Genomic DNA, 17,322 nt, shown 5'->3' on the forward strand with positions numbered 1-17,322 from the left:
ACGGTCTTAATTTTAAAGAAATAATAGAAACTTTTACACACAGATCATTGATTCATAAATCTTTTATTTATGACGATCCTGTTCCTGAAGATAAGGCAAATAGATTTTTTCCAAAAAAGAAACAGGAAACAAATCAAGGATTCTTGCGATAATGGCAAGCCAAACTGGAAAAATAACACGCCTTTTTCGTCCTTCTATCCCTTCCAATATCAATTGTGCCGCCTTATCCGCCGATATTTTCCCTGGCATATAAAATTTGTTTTTTTGTGTCATCGGTGTTTCAACAAAACCACAACAAACACTCGTTAACTGAATTCTGCATTTTTTCCACCAACCCATACCACTCGCCACCATAAACCGATCCACAGCCGCTTTTGACGCACAATAAGATGGAGCCCAGGCCGAAGTGAAAAAGCTTGCAATTGAGGCAATAGCAGCTATTCTTCCTCGTATATGTTCTGAATTGCATTCCTGTCTTTGCATCACCTCAATTGCGGGAAGAACTGTATTGAGGACACCATTCATATTGGTCTGCATGATTTTATAGCACTGTGCAATTGGTTCTGGAATAACATGCGCATGGGTCTCAACATGGGGAACGAAAGAAATTCCTGCACAAGCCAATACAAGATCAAGCTGTCCAGCAGATTTAATCCATTCATCCATTTCCTGATGATTGCAGACATCAATAATTTTCGTATGAACATTGGCACCCAGTTGACAACATTTTTCAGCCAATCCTGCCAAAGCATCCGAACGCCGGCCTGATAAATGCAATATAACCCCTGGTTTGGCAAGCCGAATAGCCAAGGCATACCCAATACCTGATGATGCCCCCGTGATTAGAACTGATCGTAATTTCATATACATATATTGTTTACTTTTCTGTTATAAGCTTGAATAATTACTGCTTATCAAGGAATATCAAGGTATGTCTGAATCTAAAGCCAAATCAACATCAACTCCAAGAAAAAGAGGAATCTGTTTTGTTCTTTCCGCCCCTTCTGGTGCTGGAAAATCAACAATTGCCAATGCTCTCCGGGCGACTCAACCCAATTTGTTTCCTTCGATCTCAGTAACAACCCGTGACCCTAGACCCGGTGAGGAACACGGTGTTCATTATCATTTTATCAGTCAAGAAGAATTTGAAAAACAAGCAGAAAATGATGAGTTACTGGAATGGGCAACCGTCTTTGGTCGAGGTTATGGTACACCCAGGGCTCCTGTCGAAAAACTATTGTCGGAAGGCAAAGACCTTATCTTTGACATAGATTGGCAAGGACATCAACAGATTCGTAAGGCTTTACCCCATGATGTTGTAGGTATCTTTATCTTGCCCCCCTCACTTAATGAACTAAAAAATCGCCTTCAACTGAGAGGGTCAGACCATATTGACGAAATTAACAATAGAATGAACAAGGCAATGGATGAAATATCCCATTGGAATGAATTCGATTATGTTATTATTAATCATCAATTAAACAAGGCTATTGAAGAAATTGAATCTATTTTAGCCAGCGAACGATTAAAAACAGACAGACAATTATTTTTAGACCCTTTCATTCAAAATTTTCAACATGAGCGATAATACTAAAATGGATTTTTCAGCCTTAACCATCCTGTGCATAGGCGATATTATGCTGGACCGCTTTATTTACGGAAATGTCCAGCGTATTTCACCCGAGGCACCAGTACCTGTTCTTCATTTAAACAGCCAAAAAGAAATGCTGGGCGGTGTTGGAAATGTTGCCAATAATATTTTATCCCTAAATGGTAAGGCTGTTCTGGTTGGATTAGTCGGAAATGATGAATATGCATTGAAAATAAAAAAAATAATGCGTTCGAAATATATTCCCGAAGATTCCATTATTTCCTCTCCCTATCGCCCAACTATCTGTAAATCGCGCTTTATCGCTGCAAATCAACAAATCATTCGTGCAGATGAAGAAAGTCTTATTCCCCTTCATTCCGAAGAAATCACCCTATTGATTGAAAATATTGAAAAAAATATTCCATCTGTTCAGGCTGTTATCATATCTGATTACGGAAAGGGGGTCTGTCACCCTGAGATTATTCAGTTTATCACACAAAGGGCCAAGCATTACAGCCTGCCTGTATTTGTTGATCCTAAATCCAGGGATTTTTCCCTTTATAGACATGCCACCTGTATCACACCCAATATTGCTGAAGCAAGCCAGGCCGTGCAGATGTCCCTGAAAACTGATACCGATTTTGAAAAGGCAGGACAGGAACTCTTAGATATCACCCAGGGACAAGCCATTCTGATCACGCGATCAGAAAAGGGAATGACATTAGTTGAAAAAAACAGAAACATCCAACATATACCCTCCCGAGCTAGGGAGGTATTTGATGTTTCTGGCGCGGGCGATACAGTTATTGCAACCTTGGCATTGGGGGTCGCCTCGGGATTATGCATAAGGGAATCAATGCATATTGCAAATGCAGCTGCTGGTGTCGTAATCGGAAAAGCGGGAACCTCCACCGCCACCATTGCAGAAGTTCAAAATGAACTGAAAGCACAATCCTCAGAAGAGACTTTTCCTCTTGTTACACCTGAACTGATTTCACTGAATGATTTGACCCTTCAAGTCAATAAATGGAAAAAACAGGGGCTTACTATTGGTTTTACCAATGGATGTTTTGACATCCTCCATACAGGTCATATATCGCTTTTGCAATCAGCACGCACACAATGTGACCGGCTTATCGTTGCACTGAATTCAGATACAAGTATTCAACGTTTAAAAGGACCCAAAAGACCTATTAATCCGTTAAAAGAACGCGCCAGACTCATTTCTGCCATACGGTATGTCGATGCCGTTGTTGCCTTTGACGACGATACCCCCCTTAATCTTATTCAACATATAAAACCTGATATTCTAATCAAAGGGGCAGATTATATTGGAAAAGAAGTTGTTGGACAGAATATCGTTGAACAATATAACGGCAAAGTTATTTTGACAGAATTGCAGAAAGGTTTTTCAACCACCAATATTATTGATAAAATAAAACATTTATAAATCAATGTAATTTGAGTCTAAAAAGTCAAGTATTATGCCTATCTCCCAAAATATAACCCGATACTATATCCTCTTTACTTCCTGGTTATTTGATAAGGCCTTACCATATTGGGGAACAATAGGATGTGATGGAACCGCAGAAAACCCTTTTCTTTACGGAGTTCATGAACAACTAAAGCTTGATGGACAACCTGATTTTCCTGGATACAAACGAATGCGTGTTCAGGCACGTCAACTTTATACCTTTAGTCAAGCAGGACTTTTGGGATGGACAAAGGGCAACATAATTGCTGAAAGAATATATGTTTTTATGCAAAATGCCCTTCAAGGTGAGGGACATTGGGCAAAATCCCTAACACGAAAAGGAAAAATTCTTGATAAAGCTTCTGATTTATATGATCTAGCCTTTATCATTTTCTCTCTGGCCTGGTATGGAAAATTGAGTAATAATCCCAGACCCATTCAACAGGCCCGCCAGACCATACAATGGATCCTGCAATTTATGGCTTATCCTGAGGGTGGTTTTAAAAATATTCTCCCCTTGACTGCCGGATATCGTCAACAAAACCCGCATATGCATCTCCTGGAAGCAACGCTGGCCTTGTTCGAAGTTACCCAAAATGAACGAGATCTTCTTTTAGCCCACAAACTTATTTCTCTATTTAAAAATCATTTTTTTGATCATCAAGCTGGTGTTTTAGGTGAATATTATACTGAAGGGTGGTTTAATGCTCCTTGCATGGCTCGGGAAAGTATCGAGCCGGGACATCAATATGAATGGATTTGGCTGCTTTACGAATATCAACGCTTGACTGGAATCAGTTATAAAAACGAAATTGACCGTCTATTTCTTTTTAACCGTTTACATGCCATTGATCAAAAAACCGGACTCGTTGCGGATAAAGTAAGAAGAGACGGGACACTAACCCATAAATCTGCCCGATTATGGGTTCAGACAGAAGCTTTACGGGCGACAATTCATAATCAAGATGAAACAAGTTGCCGCCATCTTGTCCAAATTCTTCATAACTTATTATATCGCTATTTTACCCACTGCCCGTCAGGCACATGGCAAGATCAATTAGATGATCACTATCATTATAGAAACGATAAAATACCCACCAGTTCATTTTATCATATCATGAGTGCCTATATACAACTTCATAAAACAATCAACTTATCCACATTATCCACAGATTTCCCCACAATTAACACCCCCATTAGTCAACAAAAAGTGATACAATAAAAACGTGAGTAATAAAGAATCCAGTTCTAGTAAATCATCTTTGTTGGAAATGTCTCAAAGACTGCCTCCAACCAATATTCAAGCAGAACAGGCATTGCTTGGTGCTTTACTAACCAACAATAAGGCTTATGATAAAATCGCCGATTTTTTGATTGGTGAACATTTTTCAGATCCCATCAATAAAGAAATCTACGATGCTATTGTAAAGCGTATTGAAGCCGGTCAAATAGCGGATGCCGTTACTTTGAAAGCTGAGTTTGAACATTCGGGAAAATTGGATCAGGTTGGCGGAGTAGCTTATCTAGGACAATTGTTACAATCCATGGTGGGAATTATTAATGCCAAGGATTATGGTAAAATTATTCATGATGCCTGGATAAGAAGACAGTTAATTGATATTGGCGAGGATATTGTCAACGAAGCTTTTCAATCAAATACTGAAATAAATGGCACTGATCAGATTTCTTTGGGCGAAGAAAAGCTTTTCCAGCTTGCCACGCATAAAGGGCAAGAGGGTGGTTTCGTCACCTTTGAAAATGCATTAACAGAAGCCATTACAATTGCTGAAAAGGCTTTTACAAACAGTAGCGGAATCGCCGGACTCACCACAGGATTACGTGACTTGGACAAAAGAACTGGGGGATTGCATCCTTCTGACTTAATTATTCTGGCTGGTCGGCCTGCCATGGGAAAAACTGCCCTGGCAACTAAAATCGCTTTTAATGCAGCACGGAATCTTTTACAAGAATCACAAATTCAATCGGATACAAATCATCATAAAATAGGAACTGTTGCCATTTTTTCTTTGGAAATGTCTTCTGAACAATTGGCCACCCGTTTACTTTCCGAGGAATCACGTGTTTCAAGTGAACGCATCCGTCGTGGAGAAATTGGACAAAAGGAATTTGATCGCTTTGTTCAAGTCAGCCGAGAATTATCACAGCTTCCTCTCTATATTGATGATACACCTGCAATCAGTCTATCCGTCATGCGAACACGCTGCCGGAGATTATCTCGAACAAAAGGGTTGCGATTGGTTGTCGTCGACTATTTACAACTGATGCGTCCATCCGTTGGCAGTAAACCTGAAAGTCGGGTCTTGGAAATTTCACAAATTACCCAAGGATTAAAAGCTCTGGCAAAAGAATTTAACATTCCCGTTATTGCACTTTCACAACTTTCAAGACAAGTCGAAAGCCGAGAAGATAAACGTCCGCAACTTTCAGACTTACGAGAATCTGGTTCAATTGAACAGGATGCCGATAGCGTCATGTTTGTCTATCGTGATGAATACTACTTACAGCAACGCATGCCGAAACCGACCACATTTGAAAATGAGGATAAATATCAAATTGCCTTGGAAAAATGGCAAGCAGATATGAATAAGGTTCATAATAAAGCAGAACTCATTCTTGAAAAGCAACGTCACGGCCCAACCTGTAAAATTGACCTCTTTTTTGAAGGAGAATTTACACGCTTTACCGATCTTGACGAAATTCACGATTATTAATTCAATAAAAAAAATCAACAAAACCATTCATGTTAATGGCTGTTAACATCCCCCTGAATCAAGGGAACCTGCGTGACTTTTTGAGGGGTAAGGGTTACAATCCGATAAATAATGCCATTCCCTTCCCCAGCGACACCACTTAAATCTGATTCTTGATTGTAAAAAGAATAGTCTTCATCATTTTTAACCACAGGAATATTCATTACAAAAATCCATTTTCCTGCCGGCAAATAGGCAATGTGAAAATCACCTTCTTGATCACAAGTTACGGAAAAACGGTATTGAACAGACTGTGGATTTAAATTCTTGATATTGGTAATACCTCGCATTCTAAACTGCAACTGTTCCATTACATAATCAGAATAGGGATAATAATAGACGGTTTGTCCTGCACAACTTTTCATCGTACCATCGGATAATCGATAGATACCCATACCTGCGACCGCTGCATTTCCTGTTGTTTTAGACCATTGAACCGAAGCTGGATCAAATTGACTTTTCAAGCGATATTCTTTCGCATAAGCAAACTGCACAAACAGAAATAAAGAAGAAATACAGAACAAACCTATCCGTTTCATTTTCCCTTGACCTTTTAATGACGGAAATGGCGCATTCCCGTAAAAACCATTGCAATTCCAGCCTCATCTGCGGCCGCAATCACCTCATTGTCACGCATTGAACCACCTGGCTGAATAACCGCAGTGGCTCCTGCCGCTACGGCAGCCTGCAAACCGTCTGCAAATGGAAAAAAGGCATCTGAAGCAACAACACTTCCCCGGGTCATGGGTTTTTCTAAACCGGCTGCTTGAGCTGCTTCCGCACTTTTGTGGGCAGCAATCCTGGCTGAATCGACACGACTCATTTGACCCGCACCTATCCCTACAGTCGCTTTATCTTTAACATAAATAATTGCATTTGATTTAACATGCTTGCCAATCGTAAAGGCAAAAATCAGATCTTCCATTTCCTTTTCAGTAGGTTCGCGTTTAGTTACAACCTTAAAATCGGAAGGTCGTCCATTATCACGATTTTGTAAAAGATACCCACCCGCCAAAGTACGAACCGTCATACCTTGTGCCAATGGATCAGGCATTGCCCCTGTTTCTAAAACCCTTACATTCTTTTTCTTTGAAAGGATCTCCAATGCATCTGAATTGACCTTTGGAGCAATAATCACTTCACTAAATATAGTTATAATTTTTTGTGCGGTTTCTTTATCTAATGGACGATTGACCGCAATAATTCCTCCAAAAGCAGAAACAGGATCACACCGTAAAGCCAAATCCCAAGCTTCTGATAAAGAAGATGCGCTTGCTGCACCACAAGGGTTTGCATGTTTGACAATAACAACAGATGGTTTATCAAATTCAGCCACCGCTTCAAAAGCTGCATCTGTATCGTTAAGATTATTATAGGAAAGCTCTTTACCCTGTAATTGTTGGGCTGTTGCAACACCCGGACGTTGTTCATCATTCATATAAAAAGCAGCCTGTTGATGAGGGTTTTCCCCGTATCGCAAAATCTGTTTCCGTTGGCCACTTAAATTTAGGCGTTCTGGAAATATATCTTTTGCCTGACCTGCAAACCAACAGGCAATCGCAGCATCATATGCAGCGGTCCGGGCATAAGCCGCCTGGGCCCATTTTCGCCGCTGCTGTATTGTTGTTCCACCATTCTGCTTCATCTCTTCTTTAAAAGCAGCATATTGATGAACATCCGTCAACACCGCGACATGACTATGGTTTTTAGATGCAGCCCTGATTAAAGCTGGACCACCGATATCAATATTTTCTATAATATCTTCTTTACCGGCGCCTGACACGACTGTTTCCTCAAAAGGGTATAAATTGACACACAACAAATCAATCGGCAAAATATTATGCTGTTTCATTTGTTCCTGATGACTGGCCAGATCACGTCGTCCCAATAACCCACCATGAATTTGAGGCACCAGTGTTTTAACTCGACCATCCAGAATTTCCGGAAATCCTGTAAAATCCGAAACCTCCACCACTTTTATTCCGGCATCCCGAAGTGCATTGGCTGTCCCACCTGTTGACAAGATTTCCACGCTGTTTTCAGCCAATAACTTGGCCAAATCAATTAAACCTGTTTTATCAGAAACAGAAATCAAAGCCCGACGAACAGGAATAATCTGTTGATCCATATTAATATTCCAAACCTAATATTCTAACAATTTACACTTATTATAATTTTTATTGAGGATGGGCAACCCATCGCCATGCCTGAATTCCCTGCCGCGCCAGTTCACGATGGATAACCAATGCAGGGAAACGCATTTCTTTATCTTTAGAATTAACAATACGACGTGCAAGGTCCTCTATAACGGTAACTGAACGATGACGTCCACCAGAACATCCTACCGCAATTGTGACGTATTTTTTTCCTTCTATCGCAAAACGGGGAAAAATCAAACTTAGCATCTGATAAATCTGATCAACAAATTTCTCATAATCAGGATCACTTTTAACATAATCCTGGATCGACATATCCAGCCCCGTCAGTGCTGATAATTCTGATATATAATAAGGATTATGCAAAAACCGTGCATCGAATACCATGTCCGCCTCTCTCGGAATTCCAACAGGAAAGGCAAAAGACATCAAGGTTAGGGTAAAGCGGTTTTTAGTATCCAGATGATTAAAGTTATACCTTGTTTCCACAAGCAACCTTAATTCCGTAGGGGGAAGATCCGATGTATCAATAACCAGATCAGCAACATTTCGTAATGGATTCATCAAGGCTATTTCAGCATTAATCCCGTCCTTAACCGTACCATTGGCAGCCATTGGATGACGACGACGGGTTGCTGTATAACGTCGCAACAAAACGTCCAACTCTGCCGTGGCATAAATTAGTTCAACCTTAAGGGATGAATTCTGCTTTAAACTATTTAAAACCTCTAGAAATGCATTCACCTCAAACCCATTGGTTCTGGAATCAATGCCTATTGCAATGGGCCCCTGAACACGCCCAACAACATCCGCAATAAGCTGTAAAGGCGCATTATCAACCAGTTCATATCCTAGATCCTCAAAAACCCGAAGAATGGACGCTTTACCAGCTCCTGATAATCCCGTTACAAAAATTACCAATTTCTTACTTGACGTGAAATCATGCATTCTGAAGAAATCAACTTTTTAAATAAAAATTTTCAAATACCCCATAAAGGGTTATGTTAAGCAATCCTTACTCTTTATACAATATGATATTTATAAATACTTTCGAAATGATATTTTTCTTTTGAAAAAAAGCAAACTTATTGAATAAATGACAAAACTAAAAAAGCTGATCCAAAAAGATACTGGCAAGTCTGTATACCAAGAAGCCACTATACCACTCCAGGCCTCAAATACAGCCAGGAAAACCGAAACCATAAGTGCCCGCCATATTGTCTTACCCCATTGCCTGGCAACAGCAGCAGGTCCAATCATCAAAGAAAAGGTCAAAAGAATACCGGTCACTTGAACACAAGCAACAGTTATGCAGGCAACCAGCATTAGAAAGACTATCGAAACCCATCGTAAAGAGATCCCTCTTGTCTCGGCCAAATCTGGTTGCAAGGTGGCAAATAACAAAGGTCGCATAAAAAATAGCATAACAGCCAGGCAAAATAATGCGAGACCGACAAGATCATATAAAATGACTGTATCAACCGCAAAAATATTGCCGAATAACAAGCTCGTAACTTGTGTCGCGTAATGGGTATAAAAATGAAGAAATAACAGACCTAAACCCATTGATGCTGACAGAACCAGGCCAATAGCGATATCACGATCCCTCAACTGTGGACCTATAAAACCGATCAATCCACCAGCAAATAAACTGAAAACAAGCAGTCCGGCAAAAGGGGATATTCCCAACAGTCCCGCCCCTGTCGCCCCAGCGAACCCTATATGCGATAATGCATGTCCTGCAAAGGCCTCTCTTCTCAATAAAAGAAAATAACCAATAAACCCTGTCAATAAAGCCACAATCCCTGCAGCGGCAAAAGCATGATACATAAATTCAAGGGTAAGCATCCAAGAATATACTTTCGAATTTCTTAATTAAAGGATGTTGTTACAAAACACGTATTATTTGCCTTTATCACCTGTATTGGGAAACCATAAAGCTTCGTTAAAGTCTTTGCTGTAATGACATCCTGAACCTTACCCAGAATTGCTGATTGATTACCAATACATAATACCTGATTCATAACATGAATTAACGGATTTAAATCATGCGTTGACAATAAGACAGAAATTTTTCTTTCCTGCTGTATATTTTTTATCAGGGCTAAAATAACTTTTACCCATTTGGGATCCAAGTTATTAAAAGGTTCGTCCAGTATAATAAATCTTGGCTCCCCCAAAAGGGCTTGTGCCAATAAAATTCTCTGTTTTTGGCCTCCCGACATTTCCATCAAGGATAGATCAGCCAGATCCCTTGCCTCCACATCATCCAGAACCCGATCTATTTCCTGATGGTCTTTTCTTGCTAGAAACGGTAAACCCAAACGATTCCCATGGACAGAACTTGCAATAAATGATCTTCCCGTCAAATGAAAGCTATCCATATTTTGATACTGAGGGATATAGGCTATTTCCTTCCTTACCTGTCTTGGATGTTTTCCAAAAATTTTTAAGGTTCCTTGCTGAACAGGTAAAATACCTAAAATTGTTTTCATAAAACTTGTTTTGCCCGCCCCATTAGGACCGAAAACCCCTATAAACTGGGGTTCATCAATGCTAAAGGTTAAATCTGATAAAACAAGCCGGTTACCAAACTGGATACGCAGCTTATTGCAAGCGAGGATTGTCATCAGGGGATGCTCTGTATTACCGCCTCAATTTTATCTAATGTCTGGTTAATCCATGTTTGATAAGAAAGAGAAACAGGCATAATCTCTTCAACACCAATTACAGGAATTTTATATATTGACGCCATTTTTTTCAAATGCTCTGTCGCGCCGTTACTGACCTGATTATTATAAAACAAGATTTTTATTTTATGGGTTTTAAAATCCTGGATAAATTGGGCTGTTTGCTGGGGAGTCGGTTCTCCACCGTTCATAATTACCCATTGATAGGATTCTTCCAATACCCTAAAGCCCATATGTTTGGCCATCAACCCAAAAACAGGTTCCGTAGCAGCCACGCTTAAATCAGGATGCTGAACACGAATTTTATGAATACGCTGATCTATACTGTCGATTTCATGCAAAAAATAATCACGATTATGCAAAAAAGAATTCTTGTGTTCAGGATCCTGAACAGATAATTTTTGCTCCAAATACCCAGCCAATTTCTTGACTGACTGAAGATCATACCATAAATGTGGATTACTACCATCAGAACGATTTAACAAATCCTGAATGGAGATAACCTTTCCGTTTTTTATTTCAACACGGGAAATTAGCCGATTGATCCAGTCATCATACCCTAAACCATTCATGATGATTAAATCAGCTTGACTTGTCATTCTGCTGATATGCGGGGTCAATTCAAATAGATGCGGATCTTGATCAGGATTATTTAAAATCACGTCAACCTTGACGTTATCACCCCCTATTTGTTGGGCTATGTCCCCGTACATATTTTCAGCAGCAACAATATGAACAACTTTGGCTTTTACATCATCATGACAAGCATAAAATAACAAAGCAAAAATACTTAATAAAATACTGAAAAAAAAATTGCCCTTGATTATGTCACCATTTTTCATTATTTAGAATGCCATTCCCCAACTTAAAATTAAACTGCTCACCAATTCCTATAATTCCCAGGCACCAATAATCATAATACTAAGCAATACAATTAGGGCCAGATGAAGAATCAACAACCATTTAATGGTTATAACTGGAACATAATACTTATCTCTTGGTTGCTGTAATTCCCATTTCATCGCCCTAATCCTAACCTTATTAATATTATTATTTCCACTTAACCTTATTCATTCAATTGAAACATTGTTAAAAAATCATGCCTCAATTGAAAATCTTTTATCTTAATGCTTTAAGTTTTTCCTCTAATTGAGGGAGAATTTCAAATAAGTCACCAACAATACCATAATCTGAAGCCTTGAAAATTGGAGCATCGGGATCTTTGTTAATTGCAACCACGATCTTACTGTCTTTCATACCCGCAAGATGCTGAATGGCACCAGAAATGGCTACTGCGATATATAATTCCGGAGCAACAATTTTCCCTGTTTGGCCAACCTGACAATCATTATTGATAAATCCGGCATCAACTGCAGCACGAGATGCCCCAATGGCGGCATTTAATTGATCCGCCACCTTTTCAATTAACACAAAGTTTTCACCGCTTTGCATACCCCGTCCGCCTGAAATAACAACACGGGCAGATTCCAATTCTGGTCTGTCCGATTGGGAAATTTGCAGTTCACAGAATTTGGATAATGATTTTTCTGAACCGGGAAAATTACCCAGAATCTCAATCTCGGCACTCCCCCCATCTTCAGCAACAGGAGCAAAAGCCGTTCCACGAACAGATAAAAGCTTTTTGGAATCATGAGACTTAACCGTTGCCAAAATGCTCCCAGCATAAATAGGTCTCACAAAGGTGGAGGCATCAATAATTTCGATAACATCAGATACAGGCTGCATATCCAACAACCCAGCAACACGAGGCAAAATATCTTTTCCTTCAGCATTTGCAGGAACAATAACCGTATCATAAGAATCGGCCAGAGATGCAATCAGATCTGCGGTTGGCTCTGCCAACATATGGGCATACACCTCATGATCAGCAACCAGCACCTTTGAAACACCAGCCAGCGCCACAGCCTTTTTCGTTATTGCTTCTAGGTTTTTCCCAGCTAATAGAACATGAACTTCCCCTAGTTTGGATGCGGCTGTAATCGCTGATCGGGTAATAGAACGAATTTGATCACCTTTTTCATAACTTGCCAAAACTAAAACGGTCATTCTTAAATTACCTTTGCTTCATTTTTAAGTTTATCAAGTAATGCATCAACGGAATCAACAATGACGCTTTCACGAGATGAAGAGGATTCTTTTACGGAAATAACTTCCAAATGTTTTTTTGCCTCAATTCCCAATTCACATAAAGCGACCGTTTCCAAAGGCTTTTTACGTGCTTTCATAATATTAGGTAATGATGCATAACGAGGTTCATTCAATCGTAAATCGGTTGTAATGACTGCTGGCAATGTTAGCTCGAGAATTTCCTGTCCATCATCGACTTCCCTGGCAATTTTTGCGTGTCCATTAGATAACTCCAGTTTACTGACAAAAGTACCCTGTCCCCATCCAAGTTTGGCAGCTAATATCTGCCCTGTCGCATTCATATCATCATCTGAGGCCTGTTTACCCATTAACACAAGGTCGGGTTTTTCCCTGTCCACAAAGTGTTGCAAAATTTTTGCAACGGTCAGAGACTCCACAGCCTTATCCGTTGTCACCAGAATTCCCCGATCCGCCCCCATTGCCATAGCTGTTCGCAATGTATCTTGGCATTTCGCTTCTCCTATGGAAACAACCACAATTTCCGAGACAATTTTTTTCTCCTTTAAACGAACAGCCTCCTCAACAGCTGTTTCATCAAAAGGATTCATGGACATTTTTACACCATTAATCTCAACATCAGATCCATCTGATTTTATCAGCGGTTTTATATTGGAATCAACAACCCTTTTAACCGGAACAATTACTTTCATAATGACCTTTCTCTATAATTACACATAATTAAATGATTTCTACATTCCCCCTGAATAATTGGGACCACTGCCACCTTCAGGTGTTTCCCAATCGATATTCTGTGTTGGATCCTTGATATCACAAGTCTTACAATGAATACAATTTTGCGCATTAATCTGTAATTTGGGTTCTTGATTCTCATGATCAACATCAACAACCTCGTAAACACCAGCCGGACAATATCTTGTTTCAGGAGCCTTGAAAATATCCCAATTAACCGTTTTCCAAATTGAAGGATTTTTTAATTTCAGATGAACAGGCTGATCATCACGATGATCAATATTCGCCAAAAATACGGAAGATTCACGACTGAATGTCAATTTGTCATCGGGCTTTGGATAATCAGGTTTAACACATAAAGAAGCCGCTTTTAATTTATCGTTATCAGCCAAACGATGGCGAAAGGTCCAAGGCACTTTCCCCCGAACCAAGGAATCAAATCCCGTATACAATGTTGCAAACTTTGCACCAAATTTTGCAAATGCGGGACGAATATTCCTCACTTGATACAATTCATCATAAACCCAGGATTTACGGATACGAAATTGATAAATCATAGGTTCTGCTTGTTGTGTATTTAATGCCTCAACAATCGACTCAGCGGCAATCATTCCTGATTTCATTGCAGTATGCGTTCCCTTAATTTTTGGAACATTCAAAAAGCCTGCTGCATCTCCGATTAATAGACCACCAGGAAAGGTCAGTTTTGGAATGGATTGGTATCCACCTTCAGATAATGCACGGGCAGAGTATCCTATTCTTCTGCCTCCCTCTAAATATTTGCGGATAATGGGATGTTTTTTTACACGCTGCATTTCATCAAATGGAGAAAGCCAGGTATTTTCGTAATCCAATCCCAAAACAAAACCACATGAAACCAGATTACTGCCAAAATGATAAAGCCATGAACCACCATAAGTGCGATTGTCCAAGGGCCAACCAAAGCTATGCTGTATATATCCAGCCGAAAATTTTTCCTGTGGAATTTCCCATAATTCCTTAATTCCAATTCCGTATGTTTGTGGGTCAACACCTTGACGTAAATTGAAATAGCCCATGAGCTTTTTGGATAAGGAACCACGACAGCCTTCTGCAAATAACGTATATTTTGCCCTTAGCTCCATACCTGGAACATAATTGCCTCCCTGGCTGCCATCTTTTTCAAGTCCCATATCACCAGTCACTACACCCATAACTCGATTATTTTCAATGATGAGATCACTACCAGCAAATCCTGGAAAAATTTGAATGTCCATTGCTTCAGCTTCTGCGGCCAGCCACCGACAAAAATCACCCAAACTTCCCACATAATTTCCCTCATTGTTCATTTGAGGCATAATAGATTTAATAATGGGGATATTTATAGACTTGTCTTCATTCGGCAAATAAAAAAATGCCTCATGCTGAACCGACGTGTCTAAAGGGGCATTTTTTTGCTGCCAATCTGGGATCAACTCATTAAGCGCTGTCGGTTCGATCACCACTCCTGAAACAATATGGGCACCAATTTCAGAAGCTTTTTCAATCAAACAGATCTCAAGAGATGGAAGTAATTGCTTTAATCGTATTGCCGCTGAAAGACCAGCAGGTCCTCCACCAACGATTAAAATATCGAATTCCATTTGCTCTCGCACAACCTCACCCATAATTCCTTAATCTCTCTTCTGCTGATATTTATCAAGTTGCAAATTATATATATCTTTAATCTTAATTAAAAAGACTTTATTCAATTATGAGGGAAATGCCAATTCATGTTTTGCACGCCAACTTGAATCTACATAATTTAAAATAAGGGTACGACGCACTCCCTTGATAGGTCGCTGTTCAAAACCATGCCAGGTATTTTTAGCGGGAATAAATAAAAATGCTGAATTGAAAACGCCTGAGCTTCTTCCCAAAGACTGACCTTCCTCATTCATGATATCGGTCCCCCATCCCTCGGCCCCTTCTGCAGTGGACAAAGAAAGCAAAAAGGTTAATTTCTTTGCCCCAATATCTGTATGTGGTTCCAACCAGAACCCATCAGTATCAAGGCATAATTCCAATCTTAACCAAGTATTGGAAAGGTCACCACCTGTTAAATGAGAGAAAGCAGAACGAATTTCCTCTGAATCAAAAACTTGCGCCAAAACCGCACAGGCGGGGTCCTCCCTCTGTTTTTGCTGGGTTACAAATACACGATCTTTATTATGATTTTCCCTTTTGCCCTTCACATCACCGGCAATAGATCTTGAATCAGGCATCCAATTCAACAGAGAGTCACAAATAAACGAAGGCAAGACATTCGTCATTGTCCAATAGGAATATGGCAGCGAATGATAATCAGCATGATCAATTACGTTTTTGATATCTTGTTTAGTTTGCTTTATCTCTTCTACAAGTTGCATAATTTTTCTTTCACCTAAATCGCCTGCGCATGGCGATGGGGAGCTGCACGGTAATAAGCATCAAAAACCACGGCAATATTTCGTAAAAAGGGACGACCTTCTTCTGTCACTGTAATTTCATTATTACGAATAATAACCAGACCATCCTCTTCAAAACTGCGTAGCTTTGTAAGAAACTCACCTAATAAAGACGTATCTTGTTTATATTGACCAATCATTTTCTTTAAATCAACATGTAAGTCACACATTAACCGCTCAATTATTTCCCAACGGAACAAATCTGCTGTACTACGCTGTACCCCCCTTACAACGGGCAAGATATCGGACTGCTGCATTGCCTTTTGATAGCCATAGGAAGATGGCTGATTTTGAAAAATACCTTGCGGTAAAATTGAAATTGATGAAGCACCAACCCCTAACAGTGCTTTGGCTTGGTCTACGGTATATCCCTGGAAGTTGCGATGAAGTGCACCTTTTTCCATTGCCTTACTCATGGAATCATGAGGCAAAGCATAATGATCAAATCCGATAACTCGATAACCCGCTTTTTTTAAAACTTCATCAATAATCTGTCTCTGCTCAAAACGTTCAGCCGGATTGGGTAAGATTTCCCCCTCCAACAAAGTTTGGCGTTTAAATTTCCATGGGACATGTGCATAACCAAAAACAGCCAAACGATCAGGCCTTAACGTCACAATAGCTTCTATCGTTTCTCGAACACTGGCAGCTGTTTGATTGGGCAGACCATAAATCAAATCACAATTAACCGATTTTATATTTTTCTGCCTGACACGATCAATACAATCAGAAATCATTTCAAAACTCTGGATTCGACCGCAAGCCTTTTGCACTTCAGGAGCAATATCCTGAACTCCAAGGCTAACCCGTGTAAACCCAACAGAGGGTAATAATGCAAGATAATCCTCGGAGATATGTCTTGGATCTAATTCTATCGATATATCGGCATCTTGCTGAACATAAAATAAGGATCGTATTGTTGACATTACTTTTTTCATCGCTTCAATCGGTAATGTTGTAGGAGTACCCCCACCAAAATGAGCAAAACTTACTTTACGACGCGATTTTAAAAGGGTTGCCAGTCGTTTCAATTCATCACATAGAAGACTACCATAAGCAACCCGCACATTAACCTGATGAACGACCTGTGTGTTACAGGCACAAAATTTGCACAACTCATCACAAAAAGGAACATGGATATACAAAGAAACAGGCTCTTCTTCAGGAAAAGCCTGCAACCAATGTTTATACTCGTTAAACCCGACACACTCTTCAAACTGTACAGCTGTTGGGTAACTTGTATAACGCGGCACGTTCCCTTCATACCGCGCAAGACGGTCAAAGGAAACTTCGGGTTTCATGCCAATCTCCGCAAT

Annotated in this window: 17 protein-coding genes; 4 read left to right on the forward strand and 13 right to left on the reverse strand. The window is 39.8% G+C overall.

Going from position 1 to position 17,322, the window contains the following annotated elements:
• Nucleotides 1-63: 63 nt before the first annotated feature.
• Nucleotides 64-864, reverse strand: coding sequence for an SDR family oxidoreductase (locus tag H3T46_RS05745; RefSeq protein WP_230882891.1), 801 nt, complete (start codon nucleotides 862-864; stop codon nucleotides 64-66).
• Nucleotides 865-931: 67 nt separating this feature from the next.
• On the opposite strand from H3T46_RS05745, the gene gmk reads away from it, so the two are divergent.
• From gmk to H3T46_RS05765, 4 genes are read left to right on the forward strand one after another with little or no spacing between them, the layout of a single operon-like run.
• Nucleotides 932-1,588: a guanylate kinase gene (gene gmk, locus H3T46_RS05750; protein WP_155567436.1), complete on the forward strand. Its 657-nt coding sequence runs from the start codon at nucleotides 932-934 to the stop codon at nucleotides 1,586-1,588.
• A gap of 7 nt (nucleotides 1,589-1,595) precedes the next feature.
• On the forward strand, nucleotides 1,596-3,041 hold the full coding sequence (gene rfaE1, locus H3T46_RS05755) for a D-glycero-beta-D-manno-heptose-7-phosphate kinase (RefSeq protein WP_198197980.1): 1,446 nt from the start codon (nucleotides 1,596-1,598) through the stop codon (nucleotides 3,039-3,041).
• Between the two features lie 34 nt (nucleotides 3,042-3,075).
• A complete protein-coding gene (locus H3T46_RS05760) occupies nucleotides 3,076-4,287 on the forward strand; it encodes an AGE family epimerase/isomerase (RefSeq protein ID WP_155572381.1) in 1,212 nt (403 codons plus the stop codon).
• A gap of 4 nt (nucleotides 4,288-4,291) precedes the next feature.
• Complete coding sequence (locus H3T46_RS05765) at nucleotides 4,292-5,797, forward strand: replicative DNA helicase (RefSeq protein WP_347400856.1); 1,506 nt, start codon at nucleotides 4,292-4,294, stop codon at nucleotides 5,795-5,797.
• A gap of 32 nt (nucleotides 5,798-5,829) precedes the next feature.
• On the opposite strand, the gene H3T46_RS05770 is transcribed toward H3T46_RS05765, so the two are convergent.
• The 12 genes from H3T46_RS05770 to hemN all read right to left on the reverse strand — a co-directional run bounded on the left by H3T46_RS05770 (nucleotide 5,830) and on the right by hemN (nucleotide 17,307).
• Nucleotides 5,830-6,375 (reverse strand): hypothetical protein, encoded by a 546-nt coding sequence (locus tag H3T46_RS05770; protein ID WP_155581015.1) that lies wholly within the window; start codon nucleotides 6,373-6,375, stop codon nucleotides 5,830-5,832.
• Nucleotides 6,376-6,389: 14 nt separating this feature from the next.
• Entirely contained in the window at nucleotides 6,390-7,964 is a 1,575-nt protein-coding gene (gene purH, locus H3T46_RS05775; protein WP_198197828.1) for a bifunctional phosphoribosylaminoimidazolecarboxamide formyltransferase/IMP cyclohydrolase, read from the reverse strand.
• Nucleotides 7,965-8,013: 49 nt separating this feature from the next.
• Nucleotides 8,014-8,940: an RNase adapter RapZ gene (gene rapZ, locus H3T46_RS05780; protein ID WP_198197830.1), complete on the reverse strand. Its 927-nt coding sequence runs from the start codon at nucleotides 8,938-8,940 to the stop codon at nucleotides 8,014-8,016.
• A 90-nt stretch (nucleotides 8,941-9,030) separates the two neighbouring features.
• Nucleotides 9,031-9,840 (reverse strand): metal ABC transporter permease, encoded by an 810-nt coding sequence (locus tag H3T46_RS05785; protein ID WP_232342162.1) that lies wholly within the window; start codon nucleotides 9,838-9,840, stop codon nucleotides 9,031-9,033.
• Nucleotides 9,841-9,863: 23 nt separating this feature from the next.
• Nucleotides 9,864-10,622 (reverse strand): metal ABC transporter ATP-binding protein, encoded by a 759-nt coding sequence (locus tag H3T46_RS05790; protein ID WP_110439190.1) that lies wholly within the window; start codon nucleotides 10,620-10,622, stop codon nucleotides 9,864-9,866.
• The gene (locus H3T46_RS05795) at nucleotides 10,622-11,524 is read right to left on the reverse strand and encodes a metal ABC transporter solute-binding protein, Zn/Mn family (protein WP_198197832.1); all 903 of its coding nucleotides are present in this window, start codon (nucleotides 11,522-11,524) and stop codon (nucleotides 10,622-10,624) included. Before H3T46_RS05795 ends, H3T46_RS05790 begins: the two co-directional genes overlap by 1 nt.
• A gap of 48 nt (nucleotides 11,525-11,572) precedes the next feature.
• Nucleotides 11,573-11,704 carry a hypothetical protein gene (locus H3T46_RS08980; protein WP_255412377.1) on the reverse strand — a complete coding sequence of 44 codons (132 nt, stop codon included), beginning with the start codon at nucleotides 11,702-11,704 and terminating at the stop codon, nucleotides 11,573-11,575.
• 97 nt (nucleotides 11,705-11,801) lie between these two features.
• Entirely contained in the window at nucleotides 11,802-12,749 is a 948-nt protein-coding gene (locus H3T46_RS05800; protein WP_198197834.1) for an electron transfer flavoprotein subunit alpha/FixB family protein, read from the reverse strand.
• A 2-nt stretch (nucleotides 12,750-12,751) separates the two neighbouring features.
• Complete coding sequence (locus H3T46_RS05805) at nucleotides 12,752-13,501, reverse strand: electron transfer flavoprotein subunit beta/FixA family protein (RefSeq protein WP_155568637.1); 750 nt, start codon at nucleotides 13,499-13,501, stop codon at nucleotides 12,752-12,754.
• A gap of 39 nt (nucleotides 13,502-13,540) precedes the next feature.
• Nucleotides 13,541-15,187: an electron transfer flavoprotein-ubiquinone oxidoreductase gene (locus H3T46_RS05810; RefSeq protein ID WP_155568638.1), complete on the reverse strand. Its 1,647-nt coding sequence runs from the start codon at nucleotides 15,185-15,187 to the stop codon at nucleotides 13,541-13,543.
• Between the two features lie 84 nt (nucleotides 15,188-15,271).
• Nucleotides 15,272-15,928: a 2OG-Fe(II) oxygenase gene (locus H3T46_RS05815; protein ID WP_155569737.1), complete on the reverse strand. Its 657-nt coding sequence runs from the start codon at nucleotides 15,926-15,928 to the stop codon at nucleotides 15,272-15,274.
• A gap of 14 nt (nucleotides 15,929-15,942) precedes the next feature.
• Nucleotides 15,943-17,307: an oxygen-independent coproporphyrinogen III oxidase gene (gene hemN / locus H3T46_RS05820; RefSeq protein ID WP_198197836.1), complete on the reverse strand. Its 1,365-nt coding sequence runs from the start codon at nucleotides 17,305-17,307 to the stop codon at nucleotides 15,943-15,945.
• Nucleotides 17,308-17,322: the final 15 nt, after the last annotated feature.

This window comes from Commensalibacter sp. M0133, from assembly GCF_016101485.1.
In the GTDB taxonomy this organism is placed as follows: domain Bacteria; phylum Pseudomonadota; class Alphaproteobacteria; order Acetobacterales; family Acetobacteraceae; genus Commensalibacter; species Commensalibacter melissae.

What these genes read in the sequence shown, in the direction of transcription:
- H3T46_RS05745 (WP_230882891.1), bottom strand. Translation starts at nt 864, where the DNA reads ATGAAATTACGATCAGTTCTAATCACGGGGGCATCATCAGGTATTGGG.
- gmk (WP_155567436.1), top strand. Translation starts at nt 932, where the DNA reads ATGTCTGAATCTAAAGCCAAATCAACATCAACTCCAAGAAAAAGAGGA.
- rfaE1 (WP_198197980.1), top strand. Translation starts at nt 1,596, where the DNA reads ATGGATTTTTCAGCCTTAACCATCCTGTGCATAGGCGATATTATGCTG.
- H3T46_RS05760 (WP_155572381.1), top strand. Translation starts at nt 3,076, where the DNA reads ATGCCTATCTCCCAAAATATAACCCGATACTATATCCTCTTTACTTCC.
- H3T46_RS05770 (WP_155581015.1), bottom strand. Translation starts at nt 6,375, where the DNA reads ATGAAACGGATAGGTTTGTTCTGTATTTCTTCTTTATTTCTGTTTGTG.
- purH (WP_198197828.1), bottom strand. Translation starts at nt 7,964, where the DNA reads ATGGATCAACAGATTATTCCTGTTCGTCGGGCTTTGATTTCTGTTTCT.
- rapZ (WP_198197830.1), bottom strand. Translation starts at nt 8,940, where the DNA reads ATGCATGATTTCACGTCAAGTAAGAAATTGGTAATTTTTGTAACGGGA.
- H3T46_RS05785 (WP_232342162.1), bottom strand. Translation starts at nt 9,840, where the DNA reads ATGCTTACCCTTGAATTTATGTATCATGCTTTTGCCGCTGCAGGGATT.
- H3T46_RS05790 (WP_110439190.1), bottom strand. Translation starts at nt 10,622, where the DNA reads ATGACAATCCTCGCTTGCAATAAGCTGCGTATCCAGTTTGGTAACCGG.
- H3T46_RS05795 (WP_198197832.1), bottom strand. Translation starts at nt 11,524, where the DNA reads ATGAAAAATGGTGACATAATCAAGGGCAATTTTTTTTTCAGTATTTTA.
- H3T46_RS08980 (WP_255412377.1), bottom strand. Translation starts at nt 11,704, where the DNA reads ATGAAATGGGAATTACAGCAACCAAGAGATAAGTATTATGTTCCAGTT.
- H3T46_RS05800 (WP_198197834.1), bottom strand. Translation starts at nt 12,749, where the DNA reads ATGACCGTTTTAGTTTTGGCAAGTTATGAAAAAGGTGATCAAATTCGT.
- H3T46_RS05805 (WP_155568637.1), bottom strand. Translation starts at nt 13,501, where the DNA reads ATGAAAGTAATTGTTCCGGTTAAAAGGGTTGTTGATTCCAATATAAAA.
- H3T46_RS05810 (WP_155568638.1), bottom strand. Translation starts at nt 15,187, where the DNA reads ATGGGTGAGGTTGTGCGAGAGCAAATGGAATTCGATATTTTAATCGTT.
- H3T46_RS05815 (WP_155569737.1), bottom strand. Translation starts at nt 15,928, where the DNA reads ATGCAACTTGTAGAAGAGATAAAGCAAACTAAACAAGATATCAAAAAC.
- hemN (WP_198197836.1), bottom strand. Translation starts at nt 17,307, where the DNA reads ATGAAACCCGAAGTTTCCTTTGACCGTCTTGCGCGGTATGAAGGGAAC.